Below are 26,922 nucleotides of genomic sequence, written 5' to 3' on the forward strand. Positions count from 1 at the left end.
GAATCAAGCCACAGTGATAGAATACAAGGCTATTCATCTTTCCAGGATTTGCCGGTTGTCGGCATCTTTATAAACGTAAGGCCATTTCATGAAAATCAAAACTCGCTTCGCGCCTAGCCCGACAGGTTATCTGCACGTCGGCGGCGCGCGTACTGCTCTTTATTCCTGGCTTTTCGCACGTCACCACGGCGGTGAGTTCGTGCTGCGTATTGAAGACACCGATCTTGAGCGTTCCACGCCGGAAGCCATTGAAGCCATCATGGATGGTATGAACTGGCTGAACCTGGAATGGGACGAAGGCCCATATTTCCAGACCAAACGTTTTGATCGCTATAACGCGGTGATTGACGAGATGCTGGAGGCGGGAACGGCCTATAAATGCTACTGCTCTAAAGAGCGTCTGGAGCAACTGCGTGAAGATCAGATGGCGAAAGGCGAGAAGCCGCGTTATGACGGGCGCTGCCGCCACAGTCACGAACATCATGCCGACGATGAGCCATGCGTGGTGCGCTTTGCTAACCCGCAGGACGGTTCCGTTATTTTTGATGATCAGATCCGTGGGCCGATCGAATTCAGCAATCAGGAGCTGGACGATCTGATCATTCGTCGTACCGACGGTTCGCCGACCTACAACTTCTGTGTGGTGGTGGACGACTGGGATATGGAAATTACCCATGTGATTCGTGGCGAAGACCATATCAACAATACTCCGCGCCAGATTAACATTCTGAAAGCGTTAAACGCGCCGGTGCCGATGTACGCGCATGTGTCGATGATTAACGGCGACGACGGTAAAAAGCTGTCTAAACGTCACGGTGCGGTGAGCGTGATGCAGTATCGCGATGACGGTTATCTGCCGGAAGCGTTGCTGAACTATCTGGTGCGTCTGGGCTGGTCCAGCGGCGATCAGGAGATCTTCACCCGCGAAGAGATGATCAAGCTGTTCTCCCTCGGTGCGGTGAGCAAGTCTGCGAGCGCGTTCAACACTGATAAACTGCTGTGGCTGAACCACCACTATATCAATACGCTGGCGCCGGAATATGTGGCGACACATTTGCAGTGGCATATCGAGCAGGAAAATATCGACACCCGTAACGGCCCGCAGCTTGCTGAACTGGTGAAGTTGCTGGGCGAGCGCTGCAAGACTCTGAAAGAGATGGCGCAGAGCTGCCGCTACTTCTATGAAGACTTCAGCGAGTTTGACGCCGATGCGGCGAAAAAACACCTCCGTCCGGTGGCGCGTCAGCCGCTGGAAGTGGTGCGCGACAAGCTGTCGGCGATTACGGACTGGTCAGCAGAAAACGTCCACCACGCGATTCAGGCCACGGCGGATGAGCTGGAAGTGGGGATGGGTAAAGTAGGGATGCCGCTACGTGTGGCTGTGACCGGTGCCGGGCAGTCGCCTGCGCTGGATGTCACCGTACATGCGATTGGTAAAACCCGCAGCATTGAGCGTATCAACAAAGCGCTGGGCTTTATCGCCGAGCGTGAAAGTCAGCAGTAACGCCAGCTGAAACAGAATAAACGGCAGGGCAGACGCCTGCCGTTTATTCTTTGTTAGTCCGCCTCATTGATACCTAAACGCGTCAGAAATCCGCGAATACCTTCCCGCGATAAAAACAGCGCCAGTTTTTCCTGTTCCTGAGCAGACATATTTTCAACGGCATCAATAATTTGGCGATAAGCGTGACTGTGCGCCGCGTTCGCATATTCTGCGAAAGCCTCTTCCGCCTGATAAAACGCAGGCAGTTTGCGAAAAGCCGGAATATTGAGAATAAACTCCCGCACGCTGGCATCAATATGGATGAGTCTTGCGCGTCCGCCTTTGACGCCGGGAAATTTTTCGGTTTTCCAGTGTTGTTCTCTGATCCAGCGATTGACGGTTTGTCTGGCCACGCCGAGGCATTCAGCCAGCTCTTCAGTGGTCATTTTACTGCGTAATCTTTTCATATTATTTGCTATCGCGTATCCCTAAGCGTTGTAACAAACCGGTAATCCCTTCACGCACGAGGAGAGAGGTAAACTGTTTCTGCTCGGATGAGGTCATCTCTTTGGCGAGCGTCATGAGCAGCGCTTCAAGCGATGCGTTGCTGGCAGGCGTGAATGTGTCTGCGTGATGGTCAACTGAACGTTCAGCGCTGCGGATATATTCACGAACCTGTTCGTTTACATGAACCAGACGGGCTTTACCGCCCTGGACGCCAGGTTTGGGCGATGTTGCCCAGCCTTCTTTCCGTACCCATTTATTGATGGTTTGTCGGCTGTAACCGGTGAGATTAGCGAGTTCTTCTGGCGTCATCCGTTCCTTGAACATAACGATTCCCTGAATAGTCGTGGGGTTAATTAGTGGTTCATTTTATAGCACCATTTTAGTCGAAACCGTGACGTGTTTAACTACTGAATGCGAGTTGTGCCGCAATGTCCTTTATTTGAATGCTTTTTCAGCGATTGAATTCGGCAAGTTCATTTTGCCGTTGACACATGCCGAGGGAATTCATATGATGCCGCCCGTCAACTCGACAAGCTTTACGTAGTGGGGCTATAGCTCAGCTGGGAGAGCGCTTGCATGGCATGCAAGAGGTCAGCGGTTCGATCCCGCTTAGCTCCACCAAATTTACTCCCGATAAATTTGGCGTATACGTAAAAGCACTATGGGGCTATAGCTCAGCTGGGAGAGCGCTTGCATGGCATGCAAGAGGTCAGCGGTTCGATCCCGCTTAGCTCCACCAACATTCAAACCCTCGCTGAAAAGCGGGGGTTTTTGCTTTTTGTCACAAAATTCATGGCGTCTGATCTGCTCTTCAGGTGCGTTTGTTTGCCGCTGCTTTTGCGGTCAATATGAGCTTTTGTTAGATTGCTTCATAATGCGAATATACTTATTATTCATGCGCCTTATATAATGATGTGAGCATTAAAGCAATGCCGGATAAGTGTAACGTATTAAAAAATATAAAAATATTCTTACTGGCCTTCTGCCTGACCGTTCCGGCTATTCTGCTATCTCGTCTCATTTCTCCCCGCGCCACAATTGATTCCAGCTATATCTTTCTGGCCTGGCTACCGCTCTGCGTCATGTTTTCCGTGCTGTTTTTATTTGGCCGCCGTGGCGTCGCGCCGATGGTAGGCGGAATGATGTTGACTAATGAATGGAATTTTCATTTACCTCTGCCACAGGCGATGGTGCTGCTATTTTGCCAGACGTTTCCCGTGTTGCTGGTTTGCGCTATCGTACGCTGGCAGCTGGGCGCGCGCTGGCGCTACGGAATACCCAACCAAGGCATCTGGCTACGCGTTTTCTGGTTAGGGTTAATGACGCCGTTTGGCATAAAAATCAGTATGCATCTGGCGGGGCACTACCTGGCTTTCCCGGTGACCATCTCTACCTTCTTTGGCACCGGCACCGCTATTTTCTCGATTGTTGATTTATTGAGTCTGATTTCTGCCGCGCTTATTTTTACCCTCTTTTTCTATTATCCGCTGCGGATGATAGTCAGCCCGCACTATATTCGTATTTTCTGGCGGAGGGATGTCGCTCCTTATCTCGCCAAAGAAAAACGCCTGTTTACGCTTCTCTGGTTTGCCACTCTGGCGACGCTACTAGCGGTGCTGTGTACGCCTTTCGAGACAAAGTATATTGCTGGCTATCTGGTGCCAGTCCTGTTCATTGGATTTACCATCGGCGTGGGGAAAATCAGCTATCCGCTGTTGAATTTTAGTTGGGCTCTCACTGCGCTATTCCTGCTTAGCTATAACCGCAATTTTCTGCAGGGCGTGGGCTCAGAATATTCGCTGGCATTTATCCTTTCAGTTCTCATTTCTTTTAGTATTTGTTTGTTGTACATGGCGCGGATTAATCAGCGTAGCGAATGGTTGAATCGACAGTGGCACTCGCAGGCATTGACCGATCCGTTGACGCAACTGCCTAACCTGCGTGCGCTGGAGCAGTTTCTTTTACAGGATGCCGGGCAAAGCGTGTGTTATCTACGCATGGAAAACCTGGAATTTCTGAGCCGTCATTACGGTATGCAGATGCGCGTGCATTGCGAACGCGAGGTGTTTCGCGTGTTGCAGCCGCTGCTGCTGGAAAAGGAGAAAATTTTCCATCTGCCGGGCAGTGAATTATTGCTGGTATTGACGGGACCGGAGACGGAAGCCCGCCTGCAATATATGCTCAATGTGCTTAATAACCGCAAAATTTACTGGAACAATACCGGTCTGGACATGGAATACGGCGCATCGTGGGGAACATTCGATGGTCGCCAGGAAACCTTGCAACCGCTGTTGGGGCAATTAAGCTGGCTGGCGGAGCAATCCTGCTCGCATCGTCGGGTGCTTGCACTGACCCAGAGTATTGAAGCCGCTTCCGGGCAGACGACGGAACGGGTGCTGCGGTTGCAGAAAATCCGTCAGGCGCTGGAGCGCGGCGCGCTGGTTTTGTATGCGCAACCCATTCGCGACGCGCAGGGAAAAGGGTATGACGAGATTCTGACGCGGCTTCGGTGCGACGACGGTATCATGATGCCCAATCAGTTCATTCCGCTTATCGCCCAGTTTAACCTGAGCGTACGGTTTGATATGCAGGTGATGGAAGCGCTCCTGCAATGGTTGTCCGCGCATCCTTCGGCGGAGCAGGGGGCGCGTTTCTCGGTTAATTTGATGCCGCTGACGCTGCTGCAAAAAGAGACGGCGTCGCGCATTATGCAGCTTTTTAAACGCTATGGCGTCCCGCCTGCCTCGGTCATCATCGAAATTACTGAAGAACAGGCCTTCTCTCATTCCGAAATCAGTATGCACAATATCAACCAGTTGCGTAAGTTTGGCCTAAAAATCGCCATTGATGATTTCGGCACCGGCTATGCAAACTATGAACGGCTAAAACGCCTCAAGGCGGACATCATTAAAATTGACGGTTGTTTCGTAAAAGATATTCTGACGGACTCCCTGGATGCGATGATCGTGAAATCCATCACTGATTTAGCGAAAGCGAAATCGTTGAGCGTCGTGGCTGAGTTTGTTGAAACGCCTGCGCAGCGCGATCTGCTATTGCAGCTTGGCGTACATAGTTTGCAGGGATATCTGATTGGCCGCCCGCGCCCGTTAGGCAAATAAGCGGCGTAAAAAAACCGGGGATAGCTCCCCGGTTTTTACATTAAACGCAGACTTACAGTACCAGCGCCGCGATAGAGGCGGACAGTACGCTCACCAGCGTAGAACCGTAAACCAGTTTCAGACCAAAACGGGAAACCACGTTGCCTTGCTCTTCGTTCAGGCCTTTAATCGCGCCCGCAATAATACCGATGGAAGAGAAGTTCGCGAAGGACACCAGGAAGACGGAGATAATGCCTTCAGCGCGTGGAGAGAGGGTAGAGGCGATTTTCTGCAGATCCATCATCGCCACGAATTCGTTGGAAACCAGTTTGGTCGCCATGATACTTCCTACCTGCAGCGCTTCACTGGACGGTACGCCCATTACCCATGCGACCGGGTAGAAGATGTAACCCAGAATGCCCTGGAAGGAGATGCTGTAGCCGAACCAACCGGTAACCGTTGCGAACAGCGCGTTCAGCGCCGCGATCAGCGCGATGAAACCGATCAGCATCGCCGCGACGATAATCGCCACTTTAAAACCTGCCAGAATGTACTCGCCCAGCATTTCGAAGAAACTTTGGCCTTCATGCAGGTTCGACATCTGAATATTTTCTTCGCTGGCATCAACGGTATAGGGGTTGATCAGCGACAGTACGATAAAGGTGCTGAACATGTTCAGAACCAGCGCTGCGACCACATATTTAGGGTCCAGCATGGTCATATACGCGCCCACAATAGACATGGAAACGGTCGACATCGCCGTTGCAGCCATGGTGTACATGCGGTTACGGGACATTTTGCCGAGGATATCTTTATAAGCGATAAAGTTCTCAGACTGACCGAGGATCAGCGAGCTGACGGCGTTAAAAGATTCCAGTTTGCCCATACCGTTTACTTTGGACAGCAGGAAACCTATAGCGCGGATGACCACTGGCAGAACACGGATATGCTGGAGAATACCGATCAACGCGGAAATAAAGACAATCGGGCACAATACTTTCAGGAAGAAGAACGCCAAACCTTGATCGTTCATACTGCCGAAGACGAAGTTTGTCCCTTCGTTGGCAAATCCGAGCAGTTTTTCAAACATCTCGGAGAAACCTTTTACGAAGCCAAGGCCAACATCAGAGTTCAGGAAGAACCAGGCCAGTAGCACTTCGATAACAAGTAACTGAATGACATAACGAATGCGAATTTTTTTACGGTCACTGCTAACCAGCAGTGCGAGTACCGCAACAACGGCAAGCGCCAGGACAAAGTGAAGGACGCGGTCCATATTTGCTCCAAATATGAGGCAGGTTTAATTTTCGTGCACATTCTATGCAACAGCCGTAAAGAAAACGAGATCCAACACACACTATAATAAGGACCTGTGACGAGATTCAAAATTAGTGATCTGTAATACACTTTTACTGTACTGAATATGAAAATGAAAAGTTATATCAGTGTGCTAATCTTGTAATGTTAAGCCAAACTGTTCTGATACAGGTCGTCATCGTATCGGTCTATCGTTTCACACTATCAAAGTAATCACCCGTACCCATTGAAATGCACTTGATAATCATTATCAATAAACATAGCATGAAACATAGCAAAGGCTATGTTTTTGAGGCAAAAGATGACTGACAATCGCGTAGAGAATAGCAGCGGACGGGCGGCGCGCAAGCTAAGGCTCGCATTAATGGGACCTGCGTTCATTGCCGCGATTGGTTATATCGATCCTGGTAACTTCGCGACCAATATTCAGGCCGGCGCCAGCTTTGGCTACCAGCTACTCTGGGTGGTGGTCTGGGCGAACCTGATGGCGATGCTGATTCAAATCCTCTCGGCAAAACTCGGAATCGCCACGGGCAAGAACCTGGCGGAGCAAATTCGCGACCATTATCCGCGCCCGGTAGTCTGGTTTTACTGGGTACAGGCGGAAATCATCGCGATGGCCACCGATTTAGCTGAATTTATCGGCGCGGCAATAGGTTTTAAGCTGATCCTGGGCGTCTCTTTATTACAGGGCGCGGTATTGACCGGTATCGCGACGTTTCTGATTTTAATGTTACAGCGCCGCGGTCAAAAACCGCTTGAAAAAGTCATCGGCGGTTTACTGCTTTTTGTCGCCGCTGCTTACATTGTGGAGCTGTTTTTCTCTCAGCCTAATATGGCGCAGCTCGGCAAAGGAATGGTTATCCCGGCGCTACCGAACCCGGAAGCCGTATTCTTAGCCGCCGGCGTGCTTGGCGCGACGATTATGCCGCACGTGATTTATCTGCACTCGTCATTAACACAGCATCTGCACGGCGGAACGCGGCAACAACGGTACTCAGCAACGAAATGGGATGTCGCTATTGCTATGACGATTGCCGGTTTTGTCAATCTGGCAATGATGGCGACCGCCGCGGCGGCGTTTCATTTTAGCGGCCACACCGGCATCGCCGACCTCGATCAGGCATACCTGACGCTGGAACCGTTACTAAGCCATGCGGCGGCAACGGTGTTTGGTCTTAGTCTGGTAGCGGCAGGGCTTTCCTCCACCGTGGTAGGGACTCTGGCGGGGCAGGTGGTGATGCAAGGGTTTGTCCGTTTTCACATTCCGCTGTGGGTACGGCGCACCATTACCATGCTGCCCTCATTTATTGTGATTTTGATGGGGCTGGACCCTACCCGAATTCTGGTGATGAGTCAGGTGCTGCTGAGTTTTGGTATTGCGCTGGCGCTGGTGCCGCTCCTGATTTTCACCAGTAACGCTACGCTAATGGGCGAGCTGGTGAACACGCGGCGGGTAAAACAGATTGGCTGGATAATTGTCGTGCTGGTCGTCGCCCTGAATATCTGGTTGCTGGTTGGAACGGTAATGGGATTGTCATAAAGACAGAAAGATAGCAGGCCCGATGCGTGGGTGTCATCGGGCTGTTATTCAGCAGAAGACTTAGTGATGATGTTTGTGACCCCGGCCTCGCCCGCGATGATCGTCGCGATCGCGCCAGCCTTCCCGATAACCGCGTTCATACGCTTTACGCTTATCCCAGCCGCGATGATAGCCGTTGTCATGGCGCCACCAGCGATTTTTACGCCATTCATAATGGTTGTGCCAGTAATCACGGTCGCGCCAGCGACCACCGTCCCAGTAGTTACCGTAATCATCGCGATCGCCAATCTGTAATTTTATTGAGGGCAACAGGGTGATTTCGCCCGCATTCGCGGCAAGCGGTGTAAAAGCCAGCAAGGCTGCCGCCAGAATCAGTGACCTGAACATACTTTCTCTCCTTCACGATCGAGCCGTCGCCGGCCTGTTAATGCAATATTACAAAGCAGTAAAGATTTGTTTCATCGCCTTAACTCTTAAATCATGAAGGAGAGCATTTTTTGCTAAAACCGGCCCTCCAGAATAGCGTCAATTTCTGCACATTCCGCCGCCGAAAAACGGCGATTGGCCAGCATTCCTACGGCGTCTTCGATTTGCGACGGTTTGCTGGCGCCAATCAGTACCGAGGTAACGTTATCGTTACGCAGCACCCAGGCGAGCGCCATCTGAGACAATTTTTGACCCCGTCGCGCAGCCAGTTCATTCAACCGGCGAACTTTTTCCAGTTTGTCGGCGGTAATCTGTTCTGGTTTAAGGAAACGGCTTCCGCTCGCCGCGCGGGAATCTTCCGGAATACCATTCAAATAACGGTCAGTGAGCTGCCCGCCCGCCAGCGGCGAGAAGGCAATACTACCGACGCCTTTTTCCTGCAACAGCGCCAGCAGCCCGTCCTCTACCCAACGCTCAAAAAGCGAATATTTAGGCTGATGAATCAGGCAAGGCGTGCCGAGATCCTCCAGAATATCGATAGCTTGTCTGGCCAGATCGGCAGGATAGTTAGAGATCCCCACGTACAACGCTTTGCCGTGGCGCACAAGGTGATCTAACGCTTTCATCGTCTCTTTAAGCGGCGTTTCGGGATCGGGACGATGGTGATAAAAGATATCGACATACTCCAGCCCCATACGTTTCAGGCTTTGATCGAGGCTGGCGATAAGGTATTTCCGTGAACCCCAGTCGCCATATGGGCCATCCCACATGGTGTAGCCCGCTTTGGTGGAGATGATCAATTCATCACGCCACGGTAAAAAATCTTCCTGCAGAATGCGGCCAAAATTGCATTCTGCGGAGCCCGGCGGCGGCCCATAATTATTGGCGAGATCAAAGTGGGTAATGCCCAGATCGAACGCGCGTTGCAGCAGCGCCCGGCTATTTTCTACCCGTGTCGCATCGCCGAAGTTGTGCCATAACCCCAGCGAAATGGCGGGAAGTTTGACGCCGCTGCGCCCGCAGCGACGATACTCCATTGTGTGATAACGATTCTCATCGGGCTGATAAATCATGACCTTTCCCCCTGTGGCGTGAATAAATAGTGTATACGGTTACACTCGCCAGGCGGTATCCGGATTTTACTGCTCGTCGCTGTAAACATTGTTTTCCAGGCTTTCATCCCCGTCGTGCTGGACAGCCATCGCCATTCCTTAATACTCAACATAATGTCAACGTCAAAAAGGAAAGCTGTCATGCAAAACCCCTATACCGTGGCCGACTATTTGCTGGACAGACTGGCAGGATGCGGCATTGGCCATCTTTTTGGCGTACCGGGCGATTATAACTTGCAGTTTCTTGACCATGTGATTGACCACCCGACCTTGCGTTGGGTGGGATGCGCCAATGAGCTGAACGCCGCTTATACCGCGGACGGTTATGCGCGCATGTCGGGCGCTGGAGCGCTACTCACCACCTTTGGCGTGGGAGAACTTAGCGCTATTAACGGTATCGCGGGCAGTTACGCGGAATATGTCCCGGTCTTGCATATCGTCGGCGCGCCCTGTAGCACTGCGCAGCAGCGTGGCGAATTGATGCACCATACCCTCGGTGACGGCGATTTTCGTCATTTTTATCGCATGAGTCAGGCGATATCCGCTGCCAGCGCAATATTGGATGAACAGAACGCCTGCTTCGAGATTGACCGCGTATTGGGTGAAATGCTTGCCGCACGCAGGCCAGGATACATCATGTTGCCCGCCGACGTGGCGAAAAAAACGGCCATCCCACCTACGCAGGCGCTGGCGTTGCCCGTGCATGAAGCGCAAAGCGGCGTGGAGACGGCTTTTCGTTACCACGCCCGTCAGTGCCTGATGAACAGTCGGCGCATTGCGCTATTGGCCGACTTTCTTGCCGGGCGTTTTGGTTTACGACCACTGTTGCAGCGCTGGATGGCGGAAACGCCCATCGCTCATGCGACACTACTGATGGGGAAGGGGCTTTTTGATGAACAGCACCCGAACTTCGTTGGCACCTATAGCGCTGGCGCCAGCAGCAAAGAAGTGCGTCAGGCCGTAGAGGACGCCGATAGGGTTATCTGCGTCGGCACCCGTTTTGTCGATACCCTTACGGCCGGATTTACCCAACAATTGCCGGCGGAACGCACGCTGGAGATTCAGCCTTACGCGTCGCGCATCGGCGAAACCTGGTTCAACCTCCCGATGGCGCAGGCGGTGTCTACGCTGCGCGAACTGTGCCTTGAATGCGCTTTTGCGCCGCCGCCGACGCGTTCCGCCGGACAGCCAGTGAGGATTGATAAAGGAGAACTGACCCAGGAAAGCTTCTGGCAAACCTTACAGCAGTATCTCAAACCCGGCGATATTATCCTTGTCGACCAGGGGACTGCAGCTTTTGGCGCTGCCGCGCTGTCGCTTCCTGACGGCGCGGAAGTTGTGGTACAGCCGCTGTGGGGGTCTATCGGCTATTCCTTGCCCGCCGCGTTTGGCGCGCAAACCGCCTGTCCCGATCGGCGGGTGATTCTGATTATTGGCGATGGCGCGGCGCAGCTCACGATTCAGGAGATGGGCTCGATGTTACGCGACGGGCAGGCGCCGGTCATCCTGCTGCTCAACAATGACGGCTATACCGTAGAGCGCGCCATTCACGGCGCGGCCCAGCGGTATAACGACATCGCGAGCTGGAACTGGACGCAGATACCACCGGCGCTAAACGCGGCGCAACAGGCGGAGTGCTGGCGGGTGACGCAGGCTATCCAACTGGCAGAGGTCCTCGAACGTCTGGCGCGCCCACAACGTCTGTCATTTATTGAAGTGATGTTGCCAAAAGCCGATCTGCCGGAATTACTGCGTACCGTGACCCGGGCGCTGGAAGCCCGCAACGGGGGATAATGGCCCCCGCTGCGCCGGATTAGGGTTCGTGACGGTTGGCGGCCAACAACGGTTTTCCCGCCAGCAATAGCCAGGCGGGGAGCATCACAATGCAGAGCAGCGGCAGCAGATTGGTATCCGGTACGACGACTGCCGCCATAAACAGACTGAGCCAGCCGTCGCGCGTCACTACCAGCACTAAGCCAAGAATCGCGCAGGAGACGGTAATCGCCGCGGGTACGGCCTCAACATGGGCATGGAGCATGAGCCCCAGCGCCGCGCCGATAAACACAGCCGGAAAAATGCGCCCGCCGCGAAAGCCGCTCGCCGCCGCGATGACCAGCGCGGCGAGTTTGACGACGGCTAAGGTAAAATAATCTCCCGCGCCCAACGTCTGGCTAAACGCCATTTGTTGCATTTCGTCCAGTCCTTTAAACAGGGTAAGCGGCCCGCCAATGACGCCCAGAATACCCAGTATAAAACCGCCAATGCCGAGAATCAGGACCGGATTTTTCAGTCGGTGCAGCAACTCATGCAGACGCGGAAGACACCAGACGGCGACCATCCCGGCGGCAATGGCGATCGCCGCGACGATCGCTCCGCTGGCAATGTCCACCAGCCGCATCTGCGTGTAATGGGCGATGGGTAACGAAAAATGTGGATGAAAGAACAGGCTGGTGGTGAGTGACCCCGCCGCTGCCGCCATTAACGGCGCAAACAGGCGATCCCACATGGGAATATCGTTAGAGCCGCTAAGCGTTTGCGAAAAAATCAGCGCCGCAGCGACGGGCGTGCCGAACAGCGCGCCGATGGTGCCCGCTGAGGCCAGAATCGTCCAGTCTAACGCCGTGATACGCGGAAACAGGCGGGAGCCGAAAGCCGCCGCCAGCGCGATATTTATTGTCATTATCGGATGCTCTGGCCCCAAACTTACCCCACCAGCAAGGCCGATGATTAAGGCGAGAAGCAGCCCGGGCAGCGCAGATGGCGAGACTGGCATACTGATTAACGGTTCGATGGCCGGATCGGGGCCAGCGTGTCCGGGACTGTAACGGATAATCAAACCCACCACGATCCCGGTTAGCGTGAGCATACCCACTATCCAGAACGGCGAATCATAAGCGATGCCGATGCTGGTGGGCAGTCGTTGCCAAAGAAATTGCTGAAAAACCGACGCGACTTTCATCGCCGCGATTAAAACCAGGCTTGACGCTACGCCAATAATCAGCGCGGGGAGCGACAGCAGCAGCATCGTTCGGGCACGCGGGTGGAACATAATCTCTTCCTTACACGGGGTCGTATACCTATTTTGCACAGCCTGCCCGACGGCATTGCTGCAATTGGTGCTGAAACAAGAAAGTAATTCTGTGATGAAGATCTATATTTATAGGCAGTCAGCCTGATGGCCGTTGTTGTTATGCCCCCATGAATTTACAGTGTGACAAAGACTTATTTTGACTTTAGCGGAGCAGTAGAAGAATGACAAAGTATGCTTTAGTAGGAGATGTAGGCGGCACGAATGCGCGTCTTGCCCTGTGTGATATCGCCAGTGGAGAAATCTCGCAGGCCAAAACGTATTCCGGCCTGGATTATCCCAGTCTTGAGGCCGTGGTGCGCGTTTATCTCGATGAGCATAGCGTCAGCGTGGAAGATGGTTGTATCGCCATAGCCTGCCCGATTACCGGTGACTGGGTAGCGATGACTAACCATACCTGGGCTTTTTCTATTGCGGAAATGAAAAAAAATCTCGGCTTTAGCCATCTGGAAATCATCAACGATTTCACCGCCGTGTCGATGGCGATCCCGATGCTGAAAAAAGAGCATTTAATTCAGTTCGGCGGCGGCGAACCGGTAGACGGCAAACCTATTGCGGTGTATGGCGCGGGAACCGGCTTGGGCGTGGCACATCTGGTGCATGTGGATAAGCGTTGGATTAGCCTTCCGGGCGAAGGCGGGCATGTCGATTTTGCGCCTAATAGCGAAGAAGAAGCTATGATTCTGGAAATATTGCGCGCCGAAATTGGCCACGTTTCCGCCGAGCGCGTGCTGTCTGGCCCGGGGCTGGTGAATCTTTACCGGGCGATTGTTAAGTCCGACAACCGTCTGCCGGAAAATCTGCGCCCGAAAGATATTACCGAACGCGCCCTGGCGGATAGCTGTATCGATTGTCGTCGCGCGTTGTCGCTCTTTTGCGTCATCATGGGGCGATTTGGCGGCGATCTGGCGTTAACCATGGGGACATTTGGCGGCGTTTATATCGCTGGCGGTATTGTCCCGCGCTTCCTGGAATTTTTTAAAGCGTCCGGCTTCCGTGGTGGCTTTGAAGATAAAGGCCGCTTTAAAGATTATGTACACGGAATTCCGGTCTATCTGATTGTCCATGATAATCCTGGCTTGTTAGGCTCCGGCGCGCATCTGCGCCAGACATTAGGCCATATTCTATAAGTCAGATGGCGGCATAAACGCCTTATCCGGCCTACAAAAGTGTGTCATCTGTAGGCCTGATAAGCGCAGCGTCATCAGGCAATTAATCATTCTCTTGCCAGTCTCAAACCGCGTGCCTCACGCGGTTTTTTTCATTGCCTTTCCTGTGCATGAATGCTTCAACTGACTGAATTATTTCACTTTACTCTTGCTGAGCGAAAGGTCAAACACCAGCACGTTGAGTCATCATGTCATGGCGGTTAGTCAGGCGAAAACAGGGATTTATTTTACTATACGTATCCGGTTCGCTGCCTTATTTACGGTTTCATCACGGCAGCTTGCCGGAAAGGATCCTCATTTTCGGGGAAATGTCCCTGAAAAATACCGCAATATGACATGATCGAATACCATTATCATTAGTAAGGATTTTGGTTAAAGAGGAAAAACCACAAAATCAAAAGGGGATTATTTGAGATAAGGTTTATTGACAGGAAATTATCGTCGGCTGCGCCACGTTACGTAAATTCAATGATATCAATTTGTTAATAATATGATTTGTTTGATGCTATAACCGACACTTTTAAAAAGTAAGTTTTTACGCTTGTTCCTCTTTTTCGTCGCTAAAAAATATTTTCATTAGCCTCTCGACAGGAAGAAAATTTTCAGGCTATTTTCTAAAGGAGCCACCATCGTGGCAGCGTCGCTCGGACGGTCCGGGCGCTAACGTTAATCTGAGGATATTATGGCTGACTTCCGCCCTGAACGTCGCTTTACGCGTATCGATCGCCTTCCGCCCTATGTTTTTAACATCACCGCTGAACTCAAAATGGCTGCGCGTCGGCGCGGTGAAGATATTATTGATTTCAGTATGGGTAATCCTGATGGCGCAACCCCTCCCCACATTGTCGAAAAACTTTGCACCGTCGCGCAGCGTCCGGATACGCACGGTTATTCCACGTCCCGCGGCATACCGCGTTTACGCCGCGCGATTTCTCACTGGTATCAGGAACGTTATGATGTCGATATCGATCCGGAAACCGAAGCGATTGTGACCATCGGTTCCAAAGAGGGACTGGCGCATTTAATGCTGGCGACGCTGGATCATGGTGATACGGTACTGGTGCCGAACCCCAGTTACCCGATTCATATCTATGGCGCCGTTATCGCCGGGGCGCAGGTGCGTTCGGTTCCATTGGTAGAGGGAGTGGATTTCTTCAACGAGCTGGAGCGCGCTATTCGCGAAAGTTATCCGAAACCGAAAATGATGATTTTGGGTTTTCCGTCTAACCCTACGGCCCAGTGCGTCGAACTGGAATTTTTTGAAAAAGTGGTCGCTCTGGCTAAACGTTATGATGTGCTGGTGGTGCACGATCTGGCGTATGCCGATATCGTGTACGACGGCTGGAAAGCGCCATCCATTATGCAGGTGCCCGGCGCGCGCGACGTGGCGGTTGAATTTTTCACGCTGTCGAAAAGCTATAATATGGCGGGCTGGCGTATTGGGTTTATGGTGGGCAATAAAACCCTGGTCAGCGCGCTGGCGCGCATTAAAAGTTATCACGATTATGGCACCTTTACCCCGCTTCAGGTGGCGGCTATCGCCGCTCTGGAAGGCGATCAGCAGTGCGTGCGCGATATCGCCGAGCAGTATAAACGTCGTCGCGATGTGCTGGTGAAGGGGCTGCATGAGGCGGGCTGGATGGTTGAAATGCCGAAAGCCTCAATGTACGTCTGGGCGAAAATCCCGGAGCAATATGCGGCGATGGGGTCGCTTGAGTTTGCCAAGAAGCTGCTGAATGAGGCGAAGGTTTGCGTTTCTCCAGGGATAGGCTTTGGTGATTATGGCGACACCCATGTACGCTTTGCATTAATAGAGAATCGCGACCGCATTCGCCAGGCCGTCAGAGGGATTAAAGCGATGTTCCGCGCCGATGGCGTGCTGCCGTCACATCCAAAACCCGTTGAAGCGAGCACGGAGTAGAAAAGCAAACAGGAGCCCCATGGCTCCTGTTTTTCTTTGCATTGTACTTTTAAATCATCAGGGCGAAAGTACCGGCCCAAACGATGACCATAAATGAAATGCCCATAAAGAAATATTTCACGTTTCATCTCTCCGCGTACCTGTCGTACGCCTAAATGAACTTACACTTACCTGATTATAGAGAGTTGATGCCGGACAATACGAAATTGAGAATTATTCGTGTTTCGACCGCCTGCATCACCTCAGAATTCTGCGCGTCATCGCTCCAGACGGCGCTAATGTACGCCTAAAAATGAGGTGAAACAAGAGGCATTTTCTTATTTACTTTTAGTAACTTACAAGTGTCGGGAATCGGCGACAGTTTAATTTCTGACAGTGATGAATCGCTATTGAGCGACGCCGCCGACACAGTAAAAAAACGTCTGTAAACAGGAGACTTATCGCTAAAAGCAGGAATGAGTAATTTACGATGTGAATATTATGGCAATGCGAAATGACAAAATAAAAGGCCTTGCGGCCTTTTTCAGATGTAGAGTGACGCTTCTCCCAACGGGCGAGTCTTGAAACGGCGATGAATCCAGAGATATTGCTCCGGGGCGCGCATGATCTCTTTCTCAATAATTTTATTCATATAGGCAGCGGCTTGATTTTCATCTGCCGGGTAACCTTCCATTTCAGGGGTAATATACAGACGATAACCCGAGTTATCGGATTTCCTGACCATTGTAACGGTCAACATGGCGGCGCCAGACAGCCTGGACAGTACATAGGTTCCGTTGGTGGTGGCGACGTTTTCAACCGCGAAAAATGGCGCAAAGGAGCTGCCTTTAGGGCCGTAGTCCTGGTCGGGAGCAAACCAAACGGCTTCCCCTTTTTTTAGCGCGCCCACAATGCCGCGCAGATTGTTTCTGCCGATCATCGCTTTATTTGAGCGCATACGACCGCGCGTCTGCACCCACTCCATGAGCGGATTGTTATGCGGACGATAGGTCGCCATCATCGGCTGGCAGAGACCCATTACCCGGCCTCCCAATTCCAGCGACATAAAATGCACGCCAACGACCATTACGCCGCGATTTTGCGCCTGCGCACGGGTAAGGTTGTCCAGCCCGTCCACATCAAACCATTTGCGAACCCGGCTATCAGGCCAGAACCAGGCCATGCCCGTTTCAAGCAGCGCCATGCCAAGAGAGTGGAAATTCTCGGCGATCAGTTTTTCCCTTTCTTCCCGGGAGAGGGTCGGAAAACAGAGTTCAATATTTTTCTGAGCGATCGACTCACGTCGCTTCAGGAAGGGGCGCGCCAGCTTACCGGTGCGGGTGCCCAGAAAACGCAAAACCGGGTAGGGAAGCTGCACCAGTAACCAGAGGACGCCAACGCCAAACCACGTCAGCCAGTAGCGCGGGTGCAAAAACGCGCGTGAAAATTTGCTTTGAGGAAACATAAAATACCTTCTGTAGATACGAAAATAATGTATCGCAGAAGAGTCATTATCCGCAGCGGTACACTCTGAAATACGCATCATCCTTCAAGTTGCGTTCGCTTATCCGAAGCACTTACTTGAGTAAGCTCATCAGGGTAACTTGAATGATTTACGTATAGTTAGGCCATCATGTACGACAATGGTTCCCGTAAGGAGTGTAAAACTAAGTCAGTACTAAACCACGAGGGCATGAACGCCAGGCAGGCTAATGTACCACCAGTTATTTACTCGCGCCCAGAAATTCTTTATCAAGAAGCGTAAATATTTCTCCCGTAGCAAAAATAAGCTAATCATTATTTTTAATGCATTGTTTTTACAGTAATAATTTTATTTCAGACGAAGGTCATTGAAAAATGATTAAAAAAATAAAATGTGAGATAAATGTTATGGAAATGACTTGCTGATAAGGTTTATCTTAAAGGAGAAGTGAGAGGGACCGTAAGGCTATATGGAAGCCTTGCCATAGACAGGAGGTATTATAGATGATCTATTTATGGACATTTCTTGCAATAAGTATACTTGCCGTGAGTGGCTATATCGGTCAGGTGATGGGGGCTTTTTCTGCGGTTTCTTCTTTTACGGGAATGGTTATCCTTGCCGCGCTGATTTATTTACTCAATGTATGGCTGCAGGATGGCGATGACATCGTTAGCGGATTATTGCTTTTTCTCGCACCGGCATGTGGGTTAATTATTCGCTTTATGGTGGGATACGGTAAGCGTTAGTCAGTAGATACCCTTCATACTTCAAGTTGCTGATGTGTTGGCTACGGATTACTCGGCCCATCGATGGGCCTCGCCCTGACGGGCCGTCGCTCACCCCAGTCACATCGTTATCTATGCTCCCGGGGACTCACTCCCTTGCCGCTTTTAAGCAACTCGAATTATTTTTGGTATACACGATGTCAGCGAATAGATAGCGCCGACAATGTCGGCGCTTCTGTTCCCCGGGAAGGCTAATCGTTTATTGCGCGTCCGCAAGCTGCAGTGAGTCCTGATTATGTAACGCATTCTGGCGCTGGCGTTCCAGTTCCAGCGCGCCGCGATGGGAGAGGTAACAGAATAGAATGCAGCACACGATGCCGCCCATCAGAAGATAAAATCCGCCGTACCAGCCCAGTTTATCCACCATGACGCCAAACAGGCTGGTGCCCAACGAGGCGCCGAAAATATAGCTCATGAACCCACGTAATCCGACGGCGGAACCTACGGCAAAGCTGGGGACTATCTCCATTGTCTGTACGGACGCGAGGAACTGCGGGACGTAAATCAGACAACCTACAATGGCGGCGAAAATCGTTACCATCAGCAAAGATTCACTTTTCCAGTATCCGATCAGACAGACAAAAATCAGCGCCATGCAAATCATGGCTAACGGCATTCTGCGGCCCTTAAACAGTTTATCTGACAGCCAGCCTGCCAGTAGCGTGGAAGGAATCGCCGCCCACTCGAAAAAGAGAAACGCGACGCTCATCTGTTCTTTTGAAAAGTGTTTTACTGTCAACAGATAGATAGGCAACCAGCTAATCATGCCAAACCGCACCATATAGACGAAGACATCCACCAGCGAAATATACCAGGCATTTTTATTGCGCAGCACATAAGTACAGAAGATTTGCCATGCGCTCATATTTTCCGGCGCTTTTGCCGTATTCTTCGTTTTCAGTATGACTTTTTCTTCCGGCATCATCTGTTCCAGGGAGGGAAGACCTTCTTCGCGCGGCGAACCTTTTCCCAAGACCAGAACAATTAAGGCAAAAATGACGGCGACGCAGGCCGGAACGATATAACTGGCGCTTTGCCAGTGTTCGCTGCCCAATATCGCAAAAGCCGCACCGACGATAGGCGCGACGATCCCGCCGCCAACGTTATGCGAGATATTCCAGAAGGCGCCTACGCGTCCGCGTTCCCGGCGAGGGAACCAGTTTGCAATAGTAATAAACGAGGGGCCGACGCCCATGCCCTGAAAAAGGCCATTGAAGACCACCAGAGCGGCAAATATCCAGAATGCGCTACTGAATCCCAGTCCAACGTTAACAATCGCGCAGAGTACCAGACCGCACGCCATGAAGACTTTTGGGCTGGCTTTATCCGCCAGACTGCTCATTACGCCTTTACTGATTCCGTAAGCAATAAGCATACAGCTACTCAGCAGGCCGATTTGCGTAGCGCTGAGATCCAATTGCTCTTTTAAATAAGGCGTCGATAATGTGAAGTTGTTTCTGACTATATAGTAAGCGAGATATCCCAGAAATACGCTTAACAATGCCTGTATACGATATCGACCATACGTAGCCTGGACTTTTTCCGGTGGGACTTTATGTGCCGATTGCCCTGTTTTTAATATTGTTAACATGGAGTCACCTGTATTTTATAGTGAGATGAACATCAGGAGGTTTTGTCGGTAGAGTGAAAGGAGTGACAATAAAATTCAAGTCGAAGAAATGTGTCAAAATTGACTCAATTGGGTGAATTTAAAGGTTATTTTTGACCCATCCTGAAGGGGGTGGTGAAACTTTAATTATTGGCATGGCCGTTTTATCGTTAGCATGTGCGGATATTAACAAATTTGCTGCCAGTGATCTGATACGCTTTATTGATGTTTTCGAGCAACGGACCCGTTATTATTCAAATAACGTTGTTCTGGATGCCAATAGAAATAAAAGGGTAAGTTTTGTCTCAATATTTTCTTTATGTGATATCGATATTTATGAACGGGATCACAAATCGACTTTTCTCATGCTGTGGTTGTTTCGCCAGAGTGGGCGCTTTTACGCTATGGCTGGCGGCAATGTTCGGTTCTTGCCAGGCGTACAGCCGCGAGCTGGTGATGGCAACGACCTTTTCACCCAGCGCGACCGCCTGGATTATCCAGCGCTGGCAGACGGAGCCGGGTTCCGTCATGATTCGTACGCTCAACCGTACCAGCGGTTCTTTAGAGCAATTACTTGATACGGCGAATGCGGAAAATGTCGATCTGATCCTGACGTCATCCCCCATGCTGTTGCAACACCTTCAGGAGCACCAAAAGCTGGCGCTATTGGATAGCGCGCCTGCCGCCAGCCAGAAGCTGGTGCCGCGTTCTATCCGCTCAACTTCAGTGGCGGTAGCGGTATCCGGATTTGGGCTATTGGTCAATCGTTCAGCGCTCGCTGCGCGCCATCTTCCGCCGCCTGCCGACTGGCAGGATATGGGCCTGCCCAGTTACCAGGGCGCTCTATTAATGAGCAGTCCGTCACGTTCAGACACCAATCATTTGATGGTGGAGTCGCTGTTGCAGCAAAAAGGCTGGACGGCAGGATGGGCGACGCTGCTGGCAATCTCGGGTAATTTGGTCACGATTTCCTCTCGCAGTTTCGGCGTAGCGGATAAAATCAAAAGCGGGCTTGGCGTTGCCGGGCCGGTCATTGATAACTATGCTAATTTGCTACTTAACGATCCTAATCTTACTTTTACCTATTTCCCGTATTCTGCGGTGTCGCCCACTTACGTCGCGGTGTTGAAAAACAGCCGTCATGCAGACGAAGCGCGTGCTTTTATTCATTACTTATTAAGTCCGAAAGGGCAAAGGATACTGGCTGACGCGAATACCGGTAAGTATCCCGTCGCACCGCTTAGCGCCGATAATCCTCGCGCCGCGCAACAACAGCGTTTGATGGCCCAGCCGCCGTTGAACTATCGTCTGATCCTGAAGCGTCAGCAACTGGTACAACGCATGTTTGATACCGCGATCAGTTTTCGTCTTGCGCAGCTTAAAGATGCATGGCGAGCGTTGCACAGCGCAGAAACGCGGCTTAAACGCCCCTTACCTGAAATCAGAGCCTTATTGACCAGCGTCCCGGTGGATGCGGCAAGCAGCGAAGATGAAACCTGGCTGGCGCAGTTTGATAATAAAAGCTTTGCCGAACAAAAAATGATGGAGTGGCAGATCTGGTTTCTGAACAATCAGCGGCTGGCGATTCACAAACTGGAAGAGCTGAAATGAAGGGGAGATTATTGCAACGGCTTCGTCAGCTCAGCATCAGCAACAGTTTACGGGGCGCATTTTTAACGGGCGCATTACTGACGCTGATTGTCAGTATGGTCAGCCTTTATTCCTGGCATGAGCAAAGTTCGCAGGTTCGCTATTCGCTTGATGAATATTTTCCTCGCATCCACTCCGCTTTTTTAATTGAGGGGAACCTGAATCTGGCCGTGGATCAGCTCAATGAATTTTTGCTGGCGCCGAACACGACAGTACGTTTGCAGTTACGTACGCAGATTATTCAGCATCTGGATAAGATTGAGCGTCTCAGTCAGGGGCTTCAGCTTGCTGAACGCCGGCAACTGGCCGTCATTTTACAGGATAGCCGGACCTTGCTGGCGGAACTGGACAACGCCCTCTACAACATGTTTTTGGTGCGGGAGAAAGTCAGCGAGCTTTCCGCTCGCATTGACTGGCTCCATGATGATTTCACCACGGAGCTAAATTCGCTGGTACAGGATTTTACCTGGCAGCAGGGGACGCTACTCGATCAAATTGAGGCGAATCAGGGCGACGCGGCGCAGTACTTGCAACGTTCGCGCGAGGTGCAGAACGAGCAGCAGCAGGTATATACCCTGGCGCGAATTGAAAATCAGATTGTTGACGACCTGCGCGACAGATTGAATGAGCTCAAGTCTGGCAATAATGACGGGATGCTGGTGGAGACCCATATTCGCTATCTGGAAAACCTAAAAAAAACGGCGGATGAGAATATTCGTGCGCTCGATGACTGGCCCAGTACGATCACGCTGCGGCAAACCATCGACGAACTATTGGAAATCGGGATGGTAAAAAATAAGATGCCCGATACCATGCGCGATTATGTTGCGGCGCAAAAAGCCTTACTGGACGCCAGCCGCGCCAGAGAGGCTACGCTAGGGCGCTTTCGCACGCTGCTTGAGGCGCAGTTAGGTAGTAGTCACCAGCAAATGCAGACGTTCAATCAACGCCTGGAGCAGATTGTCCGCGTTAGCGGCGGGCTTATTTTAGTGGCGACGCTCCTGGCGTTGCTGCTGGCCTGGGGACTCAACCACTATTTTATCCGTTCCCGGCTGGTAAAGCGTTTTACCGCGCTTAATCAGGCTGTGGTACAGATAGGGCTGGGGAGAACCGACTCGACTATCCCGGTTTACGGGCGCGATGAGCTAGGACGGATAGCCCGTTTGCTACGTCATACGCTGGGCCAGCTCAATATGCAACGCAGGCAGCTTGAACAAGAGGTCGCCGAGCGCAAAGAGATAGAGGCCGATCTGCGCGCCATGCAGGATGAGTTAATTCAGACGGCGAAACTGGCGGTAGTCGGCCAGACCATGACCACGCTGGCGCATGAAATTAACCAGCCGCTGAATGCGCTTTCAATGTATTTATTTACGGCGGGACGCGCGATTGAACAAGGTCAGAGCGGACAGGCGAGAAATACGCTCACCAAAGCGGAAGGGCTCATTAACCGGATTGACGCCATCATCCGTTCGCTGCGGCAGTTTACCCGCCGGGCGGAGCTGGAAACGCCATTGTATCCCGTTGATCTGCGCCAAACCTTTGTGGCGGCATGGGAGCTATTAGCCATGCGCCACCAATCCCGGCAGGGAGCGCTTTCACTGCCAACCGACACCGTATGGGTCAGCGGCGATGAAGTGCGTATTCAGCAGGTTCTGGTGAATGTGCTGGCGAATGCGCTTGACGCCTGTTCGCATGATGCGGCGATCGCGGTGACGTGGCAGACGCAGGGAGAGGCGCTGGAGGTTTATATTGCAGATAACGGCCCTGGCTGGCCTGTGGCGCTGTTGCCCTCTTTACTCAAGCCGTTTACCACCAGTAAAGCTGTCGGGTTGGGTATTGGGCTGTCGATTAGCGTGTCGCTGATGGCGCAAATGAAGGGCGACCTGCGTCTGGCGTCGACGCTGACGCGTAACGCTTGCGTGGTGCTGCAATTCTCGGTAACGGATGTCGATGATGTTGAATGATGAATGTTCTATTTTGCTGATTGATGATGACGTTGATGTACTTGACGCCTATACCCAAATGCTTGAGCAGGCAGGCTACCGCGTGCGTGGCTTTACCCATCCTTTCGAGGCCAAAGAGTGGGTAAAAGCGGATTGGGAGGGGATCGTTTTGAGCGATGTATGTATGCCGGGGTGTTCCGGTATCGATCTTATGACGCTGTTTCATCAGGATGACGATCAACTGCCAATCTTATTGATTACCGGACATGGCGATGTACCGATGGCGGTTGACGCGGTGAAAAAGGGCGCCTGGGATTTTCTGCAAAAACCCGTCGATCCGGGCAAGCTGTTGATATTAATTGAAGACGCGCTACGCCAGCGCCGGTCGGTCATTGCACGGCGGCAATATTGCCAGCAGACGTTACAGGTTGAACTGGTTGGGCGCAGCGAGTGGATGAATCAGTTTCGACAACGGTTACAACAACTGGCGGAAACGGACATTGCCGTATGGTTTTACGGTGAGCATGGCACTGGACGTATGACTGGCGCCCGTTATCTCCATCAACTGGGGCGTAACGCGAAAGGGCCGTTTGTACGCTATGAACTTACGCCGGAGAATGCCGGGCAGTTGGAGACATTCATCGACCAGGCGCAAGGAGGCACGCTGGTGTTGAGTCATCCCGAATATCTGACACGCGAACAGCAGCACCATCTGGCGCGTTTACAAAGCCTGGAGCATCGGCCTTTTCGTTTGGTGGGCGTTGGCAGCGCTTCGCTGGTGGAGCAGGCGGCAGCTAACCAGATTGCGGCCGAGCTTTACTACTGTTTCGCCATGACCCAAATCGCCTGCCAGTCTCTTTCTCAGCGACCGGATGATATCGAGCCCTTATTTCGCCATTATCTTCGAAAAGCCTGCCTGCGACTCAATCATCCAGTGCCGGAAATCGCGGGGGAATTACTGAAAGGAATAATGCGACGCGCCTGGCCAAGCAATGTGCGTGAACTGGCTAATGCGGCGGAGCTTTTCGCTGTTGGCGTGCTGCCGCTGGCGGAAACGGTCAACCCGCAGTTGCTTCTGCAGGAGCCGACCCCGCTTGACCGGCGCGTTGAAGAGTATGAGCGACAAATCATTACCGAAGCATTAAATATTCATCAGGGACGAATTAATGAAGTGGCGGAGTACCTGCAAATTCCCCGTAAAAAACTTTATCTGCGCATGAAAAAATATGGTCTAAGTAAAGAGCATTATAAATTCTGATATTACAGTTACTTTCAATCTGGCTGACAACATCAACAACGATGTCGTTAGCCAGATAACGTCGCATCACCGTAATGGTAAATCATTCCATCATGATTATAGATTGCTTATTATTCACCTGAGCATCAAATTCTATTTCTTAACTTCAATATAAGGTAAAAATGCGTCAAGTTCTCTGGCGTAATAAATGTACTCTTGTCCGACGATTTGACAAGATGAAAACTTCATCACCTCTCCAGATTACATCTGAATATGAGGACAAGAGAAATGAAAAAACATGCTATTGCAGTAATGATGATCGCCGTATTTTCTGAGTCGGTTTATGCGGAGTCTACCTTATTTATTCCGGACGTCTCTTCTGATAGCGTTACGACATCCCTTTCCGTGGGAGTGTTAAATGGTAAATCCAGGGAGCTGGTTTATGATACCGACACCGGGCGGAAGATTAGTCAACTGGACTGGAAAATAAAAAATGTCGCCACGTTGCAGGGGGATTTCTCATGGGAACCCTATTCGTTCATGACGCTGGACGCCCGCGGCTGGACGTCTTTGGCGTCGGGATCGGGTCATATGGTTGACCATGACTGGATGAGCAGTGAGCAGCCTGGCTGGACCGATCGTTCAATTCATCCGGACACCAGCGCCAACTATGCTAATGAATACGATTTGAACGTGAAAGGTTGGTTATTGCAGGGCGATAACTACAAGGCGGGCGTGACAGCGGGCTATCAGGAAACCCGTTTTAGCTGGACGGCAAGAGGCGGGTCTTATATTTATGATAATGGTCGGTATATTGGTAACTTTCCTCATGGCGTGCGCGGCATAGGTTATAGCCAGCGTTTCGAAATGCCCTATATCGGGCTGGCGGGTGATTATCGTATTAATGACTTTGAGTGTAATGTACTGTTTAAATACAGCGACTGGGTAAATGCGCATGATAATGACGAACACTACATGCGCAAACTTACCTTCCGTGAAAAAACGGAAAATTCACGATATTATGGCGCTTCTATTGACGCCGGATATTATATTACCAGTAATGCAAAAATCTTTGCTGAGTTCGCTTACAGTAAATATGAAGAAGGTAAGGGCGGTACGCAAATCATAGATAAAACCAGCGGTGATAAGGCGTATTTTGGTGGCGATGCCGCAGGTATAGCTAATAATAACTATACGGTTACCGCGGGGTTGCAGTACCGCTTCTAGACCACATCAGCATGTCATCGGTCATAACCGGCCGATGACGACTTTTTGCTGAACGTATGGCATGTCCGGTGATGTTGCATAGGGGCAATAAAAGCAACATGAAAGGGGAACCGCTCGAAAGGCTATGCAGCAAGAAGAGAATGTCCTGGGTATCAATGGTGTCCCCTGCAGGAATCGAACCTGCAACTAGCCCTTAGGAGGGGCTCGTTATATCCATTTAACTAAGGGGACAACGCGGCGCCAGTATAGCGTTTTTTATTCGCCGGAGTAAGTGTAGCGCCGCCTGACTGGTTAAACCGTCGCCACTCAGCGCTGTTTTTCCGCTTTTTTCCGCTCCCGTTCCAGGCGCTCGCCGCGTAGCCTCGCTTCTTCCTTACGTTTATTGCTCATATCGTTGCGGATCTGCGCGTGGCTCATTAATGCGAAAATAAAGGTGCCGCCGCAGATATTTCCGGCAAGTGTGGGAAGGGCGAAGGGCCAGAGAAAGTCGCTCCAGGGCAGCGTGCCGTTGAAAACCAAATACAAAATTTCAACGGAACCGACGACAATATGGGTGGTATCGCCCAGCGCGATAAGCCAGGTCATCAAAATAATGACCACAATTTTTGCCCCGCCTGCAGCAGGAAACATCCATACCATTGTGGCGATGATCCAGCCAGAGATAATCGCGTTGGCAAACATCTCCGTTGGGCTATTTTTCATGACCTCCATACCAATTTTGACAAAGGCGTCGCGGGTCTCTTCATCAAATATAGGCATATATTCAAATGCCCACGCCGCAACCCCGGTGCCAATAAGGTTGCCCAATAAGACTACGCCCCATAAGCGCATCAGCAGGCCAACGTTACTCAGAGTGGGATTTTGCATTACCGGCAATACGGCAGTAACGGTATTTTCAGTAAATAATTGCTGGCGGGCCATGATGACAATGATAAAACCAAAGGTGTAGCCGAGATTTTCCAGTAAAAAGCCGCCGGGAACGCCTTCAAGCTGCACGTGGAAAATCCCTTTCGCCAGGAGTGATGCCCCCATAGAAAGTCCTGCGGCAATGGCTGACCAGAGCAAAGCCATCGCATCGCGTTCCATCTCTTTTTCACCATCCTGGCGAATATGTTCATGAATCGCCATGGCGCGGGAAGGAAGACGATCTTCATCCACTTCAATCTCTTTACCGCTTTGTTTTTCTTCGCTTTCAACTTCCAGGTCACTGCTTTGCCGGTTAATTTTATCGTCGTTAAGGCTATCCATGATGATCTCTGCTGATTAACACATATTAATAAAGCGTAGCGGTTTTTCATTTACCCAGGCCGGGGCATTCTCCGAAAAAATAAAAATGATCACGCTC

General features: G+C 51.3%; 21 protein-coding genes and 3 tRNA genes. 13 read left to right on the top strand and 11 right to left on the bottom strand.

The window, feature by feature from the left end; translation table 11 throughout:
• Positions 1-88 precede the first annotated feature (88 nt).
• Complete coding sequence (gltX, locus tag ABVM99_RS13795) at positions 89-1,504, top strand: glutamate--tRNA ligase (RefSeq protein WP_000695623.1); 1,416 nt, start codon at positions 89-91, stop codon at positions 1,502-1,504.
• A gap of 53 nt (positions 1,505-1,557) precedes the next feature.
• Here the strand turns inward: gltX and ABVM99_RS13800 are convergent, their stop codons facing one another.
• Together ABVM99_RS13800 and ABVM99_RS13805 are read right to left on the bottom strand one after the other, a co-directional pair.
• Positions 1,558-1,950 (bottom strand): YfeC-like transcriptional regulator, encoded by a 393-nt coding sequence (locus ABVM99_RS13800; RefSeq protein ID WP_000826514.1) that lies wholly within the window; start codon positions 1,948-1,950, stop codon positions 1,558-1,560.
• A gap of 1 nt (position 1,951) precedes the next feature.
• Complete coding sequence (locus ABVM99_RS13805) at positions 1,952-2,314, bottom strand: YfeC-like transcriptional regulator (protein WP_000472034.1); 363 nt, start codon at positions 2,312-2,314, stop codon at positions 1,952-1,954.
• 221 nt (positions 2,315-2,535) lie between these two features.
• Here ABVM99_RS13805 and ABVM99_RS13810 point away from each other — a divergent pair.
• The 3 genes from ABVM99_RS13810 (at position 2,536) to ABVM99_RS13820 (ending at position 5,109) form a co-directional block, all read left to right on the top strand.
• Positions 2,536-2,611: transfer RNA gene (locus tag ABVM99_RS13810), tRNA-Ala, on the top strand.
• 42 nt (positions 2,612-2,653) lie between these two features.
• A tRNA-Ala gene (locus ABVM99_RS13815) sits at positions 2,654-2,729 on the top strand.
• Between the two features lie 190 nt (positions 2,730-2,919).
• Complete coding sequence (locus tag ABVM99_RS13820; protein ID WP_001112941.1) at positions 2,920-5,109, top strand: sensor domain-containing phosphodiesterase; 2,190 nt, start codon at positions 2,920-2,922, stop codon at positions 5,107-5,109.
• Between the two features lie 52 nt (positions 5,110-5,161).
• Here the strand turns inward: ABVM99_RS13820 and nupC are convergent, their stop codons facing one another.
• On the bottom strand, positions 5,162-6,364 hold the full coding sequence (nupC, locus tag ABVM99_RS13825) for a nucleoside permease NupC (protein WP_000376343.1): 1,203 nt from the start codon (positions 6,362-6,364) through the stop codon (positions 5,162-5,164).
• Positions 6,365-6,706: 342 nt separating this feature from the next.
• Between nupC and ABVM99_RS13830 the strand changes: the two genes are divergently transcribed.
• Positions 6,707-7,948: an Nramp family divalent metal transporter gene (locus ABVM99_RS13830; RefSeq protein ID WP_023194380.1), complete on the top strand. Its 1,242-nt coding sequence runs from the start codon at positions 6,707-6,709 to the stop codon at positions 7,946-7,948.
• 60 nt (positions 7,949-8,008) lie between these two features.
• Here ABVM99_RS13830 and ypeC read toward each other — a convergent pair whose 3' ends face one another.
• Positions 8,009-8,335 (bottom strand): DUF2502 domain-containing protein YpeC, encoded by a 327-nt coding sequence (gene ypeC, locus ABVM99_RS13835; protein ID WP_000490091.1) that lies wholly within the window; start codon positions 8,333-8,335, stop codon positions 8,009-8,011.
• 113 nt (positions 8,336-8,448) lie between these two features.
• Positions 8,449-9,447 (bottom strand): L-glyceraldehyde 3-phosphate reductase, encoded by a 999-nt coding sequence (gene mgrA, locus ABVM99_RS13840; protein WP_001581436.1) that lies wholly within the window; start codon positions 9,445-9,447, stop codon positions 8,449-8,451.
• A 180-nt stretch (positions 9,448-9,627) separates the two neighbouring features.
• Here mgrA and ABVM99_RS13845 point away from each other — a divergent pair, with 180 nt between their 5' ends.
• The gene (locus tag ABVM99_RS13845) at positions 9,628-11,280 is read left to right on the top strand and encodes an alpha-keto acid decarboxylase family protein (RefSeq protein ID WP_272709664.1); all 1,653 of its coding nucleotides are present in this window, start codon (positions 9,628-9,630) and stop codon (positions 11,278-11,280) included.
• A 19-nt stretch (positions 11,281-11,299) separates the two neighbouring features.
• Here the strand turns inward: ABVM99_RS13845 and ABVM99_RS13850 are convergent, their stop codons facing one another.
• Positions 11,300-12,535, bottom strand: coding sequence for an ion channel protein (locus ABVM99_RS13850; RefSeq protein ID WP_000468920.1), 1,236 nt, complete (start codon positions 12,533-12,535; stop codon positions 11,300-11,302).
• 203 nt (positions 12,536-12,738) lie between these two features.
• Between ABVM99_RS13850 and glk the strand changes: the two genes are divergently transcribed.
• Both glk and alaC read left to right on the top strand, forming a co-directional pair.
• The gene (gene glk, locus ABVM99_RS13855; RefSeq protein ID WP_000170380.1) at positions 12,739-13,704 is read left to right on the top strand and encodes a glucokinase; all 966 of its coding nucleotides are present in this window, start codon (positions 12,739-12,741) and stop codon (positions 13,702-13,704) included.
• 721 nt (positions 13,705-14,425) lie between these two features.
• A complete protein-coding gene (gene alaC, locus ABVM99_RS13860) occupies positions 14,426-15,664 on the top strand; it encodes an alanine transaminase (protein WP_000763118.1) in 1,239 nt (412 codons plus the stop codon).
• Between the two features lie 49 nt (positions 15,665-15,713).
• Here the strand turns inward: alaC and ypdK are convergent, their stop codons facing one another.
• Entirely contained in the window at positions 15,714-15,785 is a 72-nt protein-coding gene (ypdK, locus tag ABVM99_RS13865) for a membrane protein YpdK (RefSeq protein ID WP_010723117.1), read from the bottom strand.
• Positions 15,786-16,187: 402 nt separating this feature from the next.
• Positions 16,188-17,108, bottom strand: a complete 921-nt coding sequence (gene lpxP, locus ABVM99_RS13870) for a kdo(2)-lipid IV(A) palmitoleoyltransferase (protein WP_000484431.1) — start codon at positions 17,106-17,108, stop codon at positions 16,188-16,190.
• Between the two features lie 521 nt (positions 17,109-17,629).
• Between lpxP and ABVM99_RS13875 the strand changes: the two genes are divergently transcribed.
• Positions 17,630-17,872 carry a YfdY family protein gene (locus tag ABVM99_RS13875; RefSeq protein WP_000639889.1) on the top strand — a complete coding sequence of 81 codons (243 nt, stop codon included), beginning with the start codon at positions 17,630-17,632 and terminating at the stop codon, positions 17,870-17,872.
• A 238-nt stretch (positions 17,873-18,110) separates the two neighbouring features.
• Here ABVM99_RS13875 and pgtP read toward each other — a convergent pair whose 3' ends face one another.
• Positions 18,111-19,502: a phosphoglycerate transporter PgtP gene (gene pgtP / locus ABVM99_RS13880; protein ID WP_000955744.1), complete on the bottom strand. Its 1,392-nt coding sequence runs from the start codon at positions 19,500-19,502 to the stop codon at positions 18,111-18,113.
• 435 nt (positions 19,503-19,937) lie between these two features.
• On the opposite strand from pgtP, the gene pgtC reads away from it, so the two are divergent.
• From pgtC to pgtE, 4 genes are all read left to right on the top strand, one after another.
• A complete protein-coding gene (gene pgtC, locus ABVM99_RS13885) occupies positions 19,938-21,131 on the top strand; it encodes a phosphoglycerate transport regulator PgtC (RefSeq protein ID WP_023195086.1) in 1,194 nt (397 codons plus the stop codon).
• Complete coding sequence (gene pgtB / locus ABVM99_RS13890) at positions 21,128-23,134, top strand: two-component system sensor histidine kinase PgtB (protein ID WP_000678493.1); 2,007 nt, start codon at positions 21,128-21,130, stop codon at positions 23,132-23,134. The genes pgtC and pgtB overlap by 4 nt, the downstream gene beginning before the upstream one ends.
• Complete coding sequence (pgtA, locus tag ABVM99_RS13895; protein ID WP_052938336.1) at positions 23,124-24,371, top strand: two-component system response regulator PgtA; 1,248 nt, start codon at positions 23,124-23,126, stop codon at positions 24,369-24,371. The genes pgtB and pgtA overlap by 11 nt, the downstream gene beginning before the upstream one ends.
• 267 nt (positions 24,372-24,638) lie before the next feature.
• On the top strand, positions 24,639-25,577 hold the full coding sequence (gene pgtE / locus ABVM99_RS13900; RefSeq protein ID WP_023194397.1) for an omptin family outer membrane protease PgtE: 939 nt from the start codon (positions 24,639-24,641) through the stop codon (positions 25,575-25,577).
• Between the two features lie 156 nt (positions 25,578-25,733).
• On the opposite strand, the gene ABVM99_RS13905 is transcribed toward pgtE, so the two are convergent.
• Both ABVM99_RS13905 and ABVM99_RS13910 read right to left on the bottom strand, forming a co-directional pair.
• Positions 25,734-25,808 (bottom strand) — tRNA-Arg (locus tag ABVM99_RS13905).
• Between the two features lie 75 nt (positions 25,809-25,883).
• On the bottom strand, positions 25,884-26,825 hold the full coding sequence (locus ABVM99_RS13910; protein WP_000377779.1) for a formate/nitrite transporter family protein: 942 nt from the start codon (positions 26,823-26,825) through the stop codon (positions 25,884-25,886).
• Between the last annotated feature and the right edge of the window lie 97 nt (positions 26,826-26,922).

Origin of the sequence: Salmonella sp. SJTUF15591 (assembly GCF_043356435.1) — a bacterium.
Lineage (GTDB): Bacteria > Pseudomonadota > Gammaproteobacteria > Enterobacterales > Enterobacteriaceae > Salmonella > Salmonella enterica.

What these genes read in the sequence shown, in the direction of transcription:
- gltX (WP_000695623.1), top strand. Translation starts at nt 89, where the DNA reads ATGAAAATCAAAACTCGCTTCGCGCCTAGCCCGACAGGTTATCTGCAC.
- ABVM99_RS13800 (WP_000826514.1), bottom strand. Translation starts at nt 1,950, where the DNA reads ATGAAAAGATTACGCAGTAAAATGACCACTGAAGAGCTGGCTGAATGC.
- ABVM99_RS13805 (WP_000472034.1), bottom strand. Translation starts at nt 2,314, where the DNA reads ATGTTCAAGGAACGGATGACGCCAGAAGAACTCGCTAATCTCACCGGT.
- ABVM99_RS13820 (WP_001112941.1), top strand. Translation starts at nt 2,920, where the DNA reads ATGCCGGATAAGTGTAACGTATTAAAAAATATAAAAATATTCTTACTG.
- nupC (WP_000376343.1), bottom strand. Translation starts at nt 6,364, where the DNA reads ATGGACCGCGTCCTTCACTTTGTCCTGGCGCTTGCCGTTGTTGCGGTA.
- ABVM99_RS13830 (WP_023194380.1), top strand. Translation starts at nt 6,707, where the DNA reads ATGACTGACAATCGCGTAGAGAATAGCAGCGGACGGGCGGCGCGCAAG.
- ypeC (WP_000490091.1), bottom strand. Translation starts at nt 8,335, where the DNA reads ATGTTCAGGTCACTGATTCTGGCGGCAGCCTTGCTGGCTTTTACACCG.
- mgrA (WP_001581436.1), bottom strand. Translation starts at nt 9,447, where the DNA reads ATGATTTATCAGCCCGATGAGAATCGTTATCACACAATGGAGTATCGT.
- ABVM99_RS13845 (WP_272709664.1), top strand. Translation starts at nt 9,628, where the DNA reads ATGCAAAACCCCTATACCGTGGCCGACTATTTGCTGGACAGACTGGCA.
- ABVM99_RS13850 (WP_000468920.1), bottom strand. Translation starts at nt 12,535, where the DNA reads ATGTTCCACCCGCGTGCCCGAACGATGCTGCTGCTGTCGCTCCCCGCG.
- glk (WP_000170380.1), top strand. Translation starts at nt 12,739, where the DNA reads ATGACAAAGTATGCTTTAGTAGGAGATGTAGGCGGCACGAATGCGCGT.
- alaC (WP_000763118.1), top strand. Translation starts at nt 14,426, where the DNA reads ATGGCTGACTTCCGCCCTGAACGTCGCTTTACGCGTATCGATCGCCTT.
- lpxP (WP_000484431.1), bottom strand. Translation starts at nt 17,108, where the DNA reads ATGTTTCCTCAAAGCAAATTTTCACGCGCGTTTTTGCACCCGCGCTAC.
- ABVM99_RS13875 (WP_000639889.1), top strand. Translation starts at nt 17,630, where the DNA reads ATGATCTATTTATGGACATTTCTTGCAATAAGTATACTTGCCGTGAGT.
- pgtP (WP_000955744.1), bottom strand. Translation starts at nt 19,502, where the DNA reads ATGTTAACAATATTAAAAACAGGGCAATCGGCACATAAAGTCCCACCG.
- pgtC (WP_023195086.1), top strand. Translation starts at nt 19,938, where the DNA reads ATGTTCGGTTCTTGCCAGGCGTACAGCCGCGAGCTGGTGATGGCAACG.
- pgtB (WP_000678493.1), top strand. Translation starts at nt 21,128, where the DNA reads ATGAAGGGGAGATTATTGCAACGGCTTCGTCAGCTCAGCATCAGCAAC.
- pgtA (WP_052938336.1), top strand. Translation starts at nt 23,124, where the DNA reads ATGTTGAATGATGAATGTTCTATTTTGCTGATTGATGATGACGTTGAT.
- pgtE (WP_023194397.1), top strand. Translation starts at nt 24,639, where the DNA reads ATGAAAAAACATGCTATTGCAGTAATGATGATCGCCGTATTTTCTGAG.
- ABVM99_RS13910 (WP_000377779.1), bottom strand. Translation starts at nt 26,825, where the DNA reads ATGGATAGCCTTAACGACGATAAAATTAACCGGCAAAGCAGTGACCTG.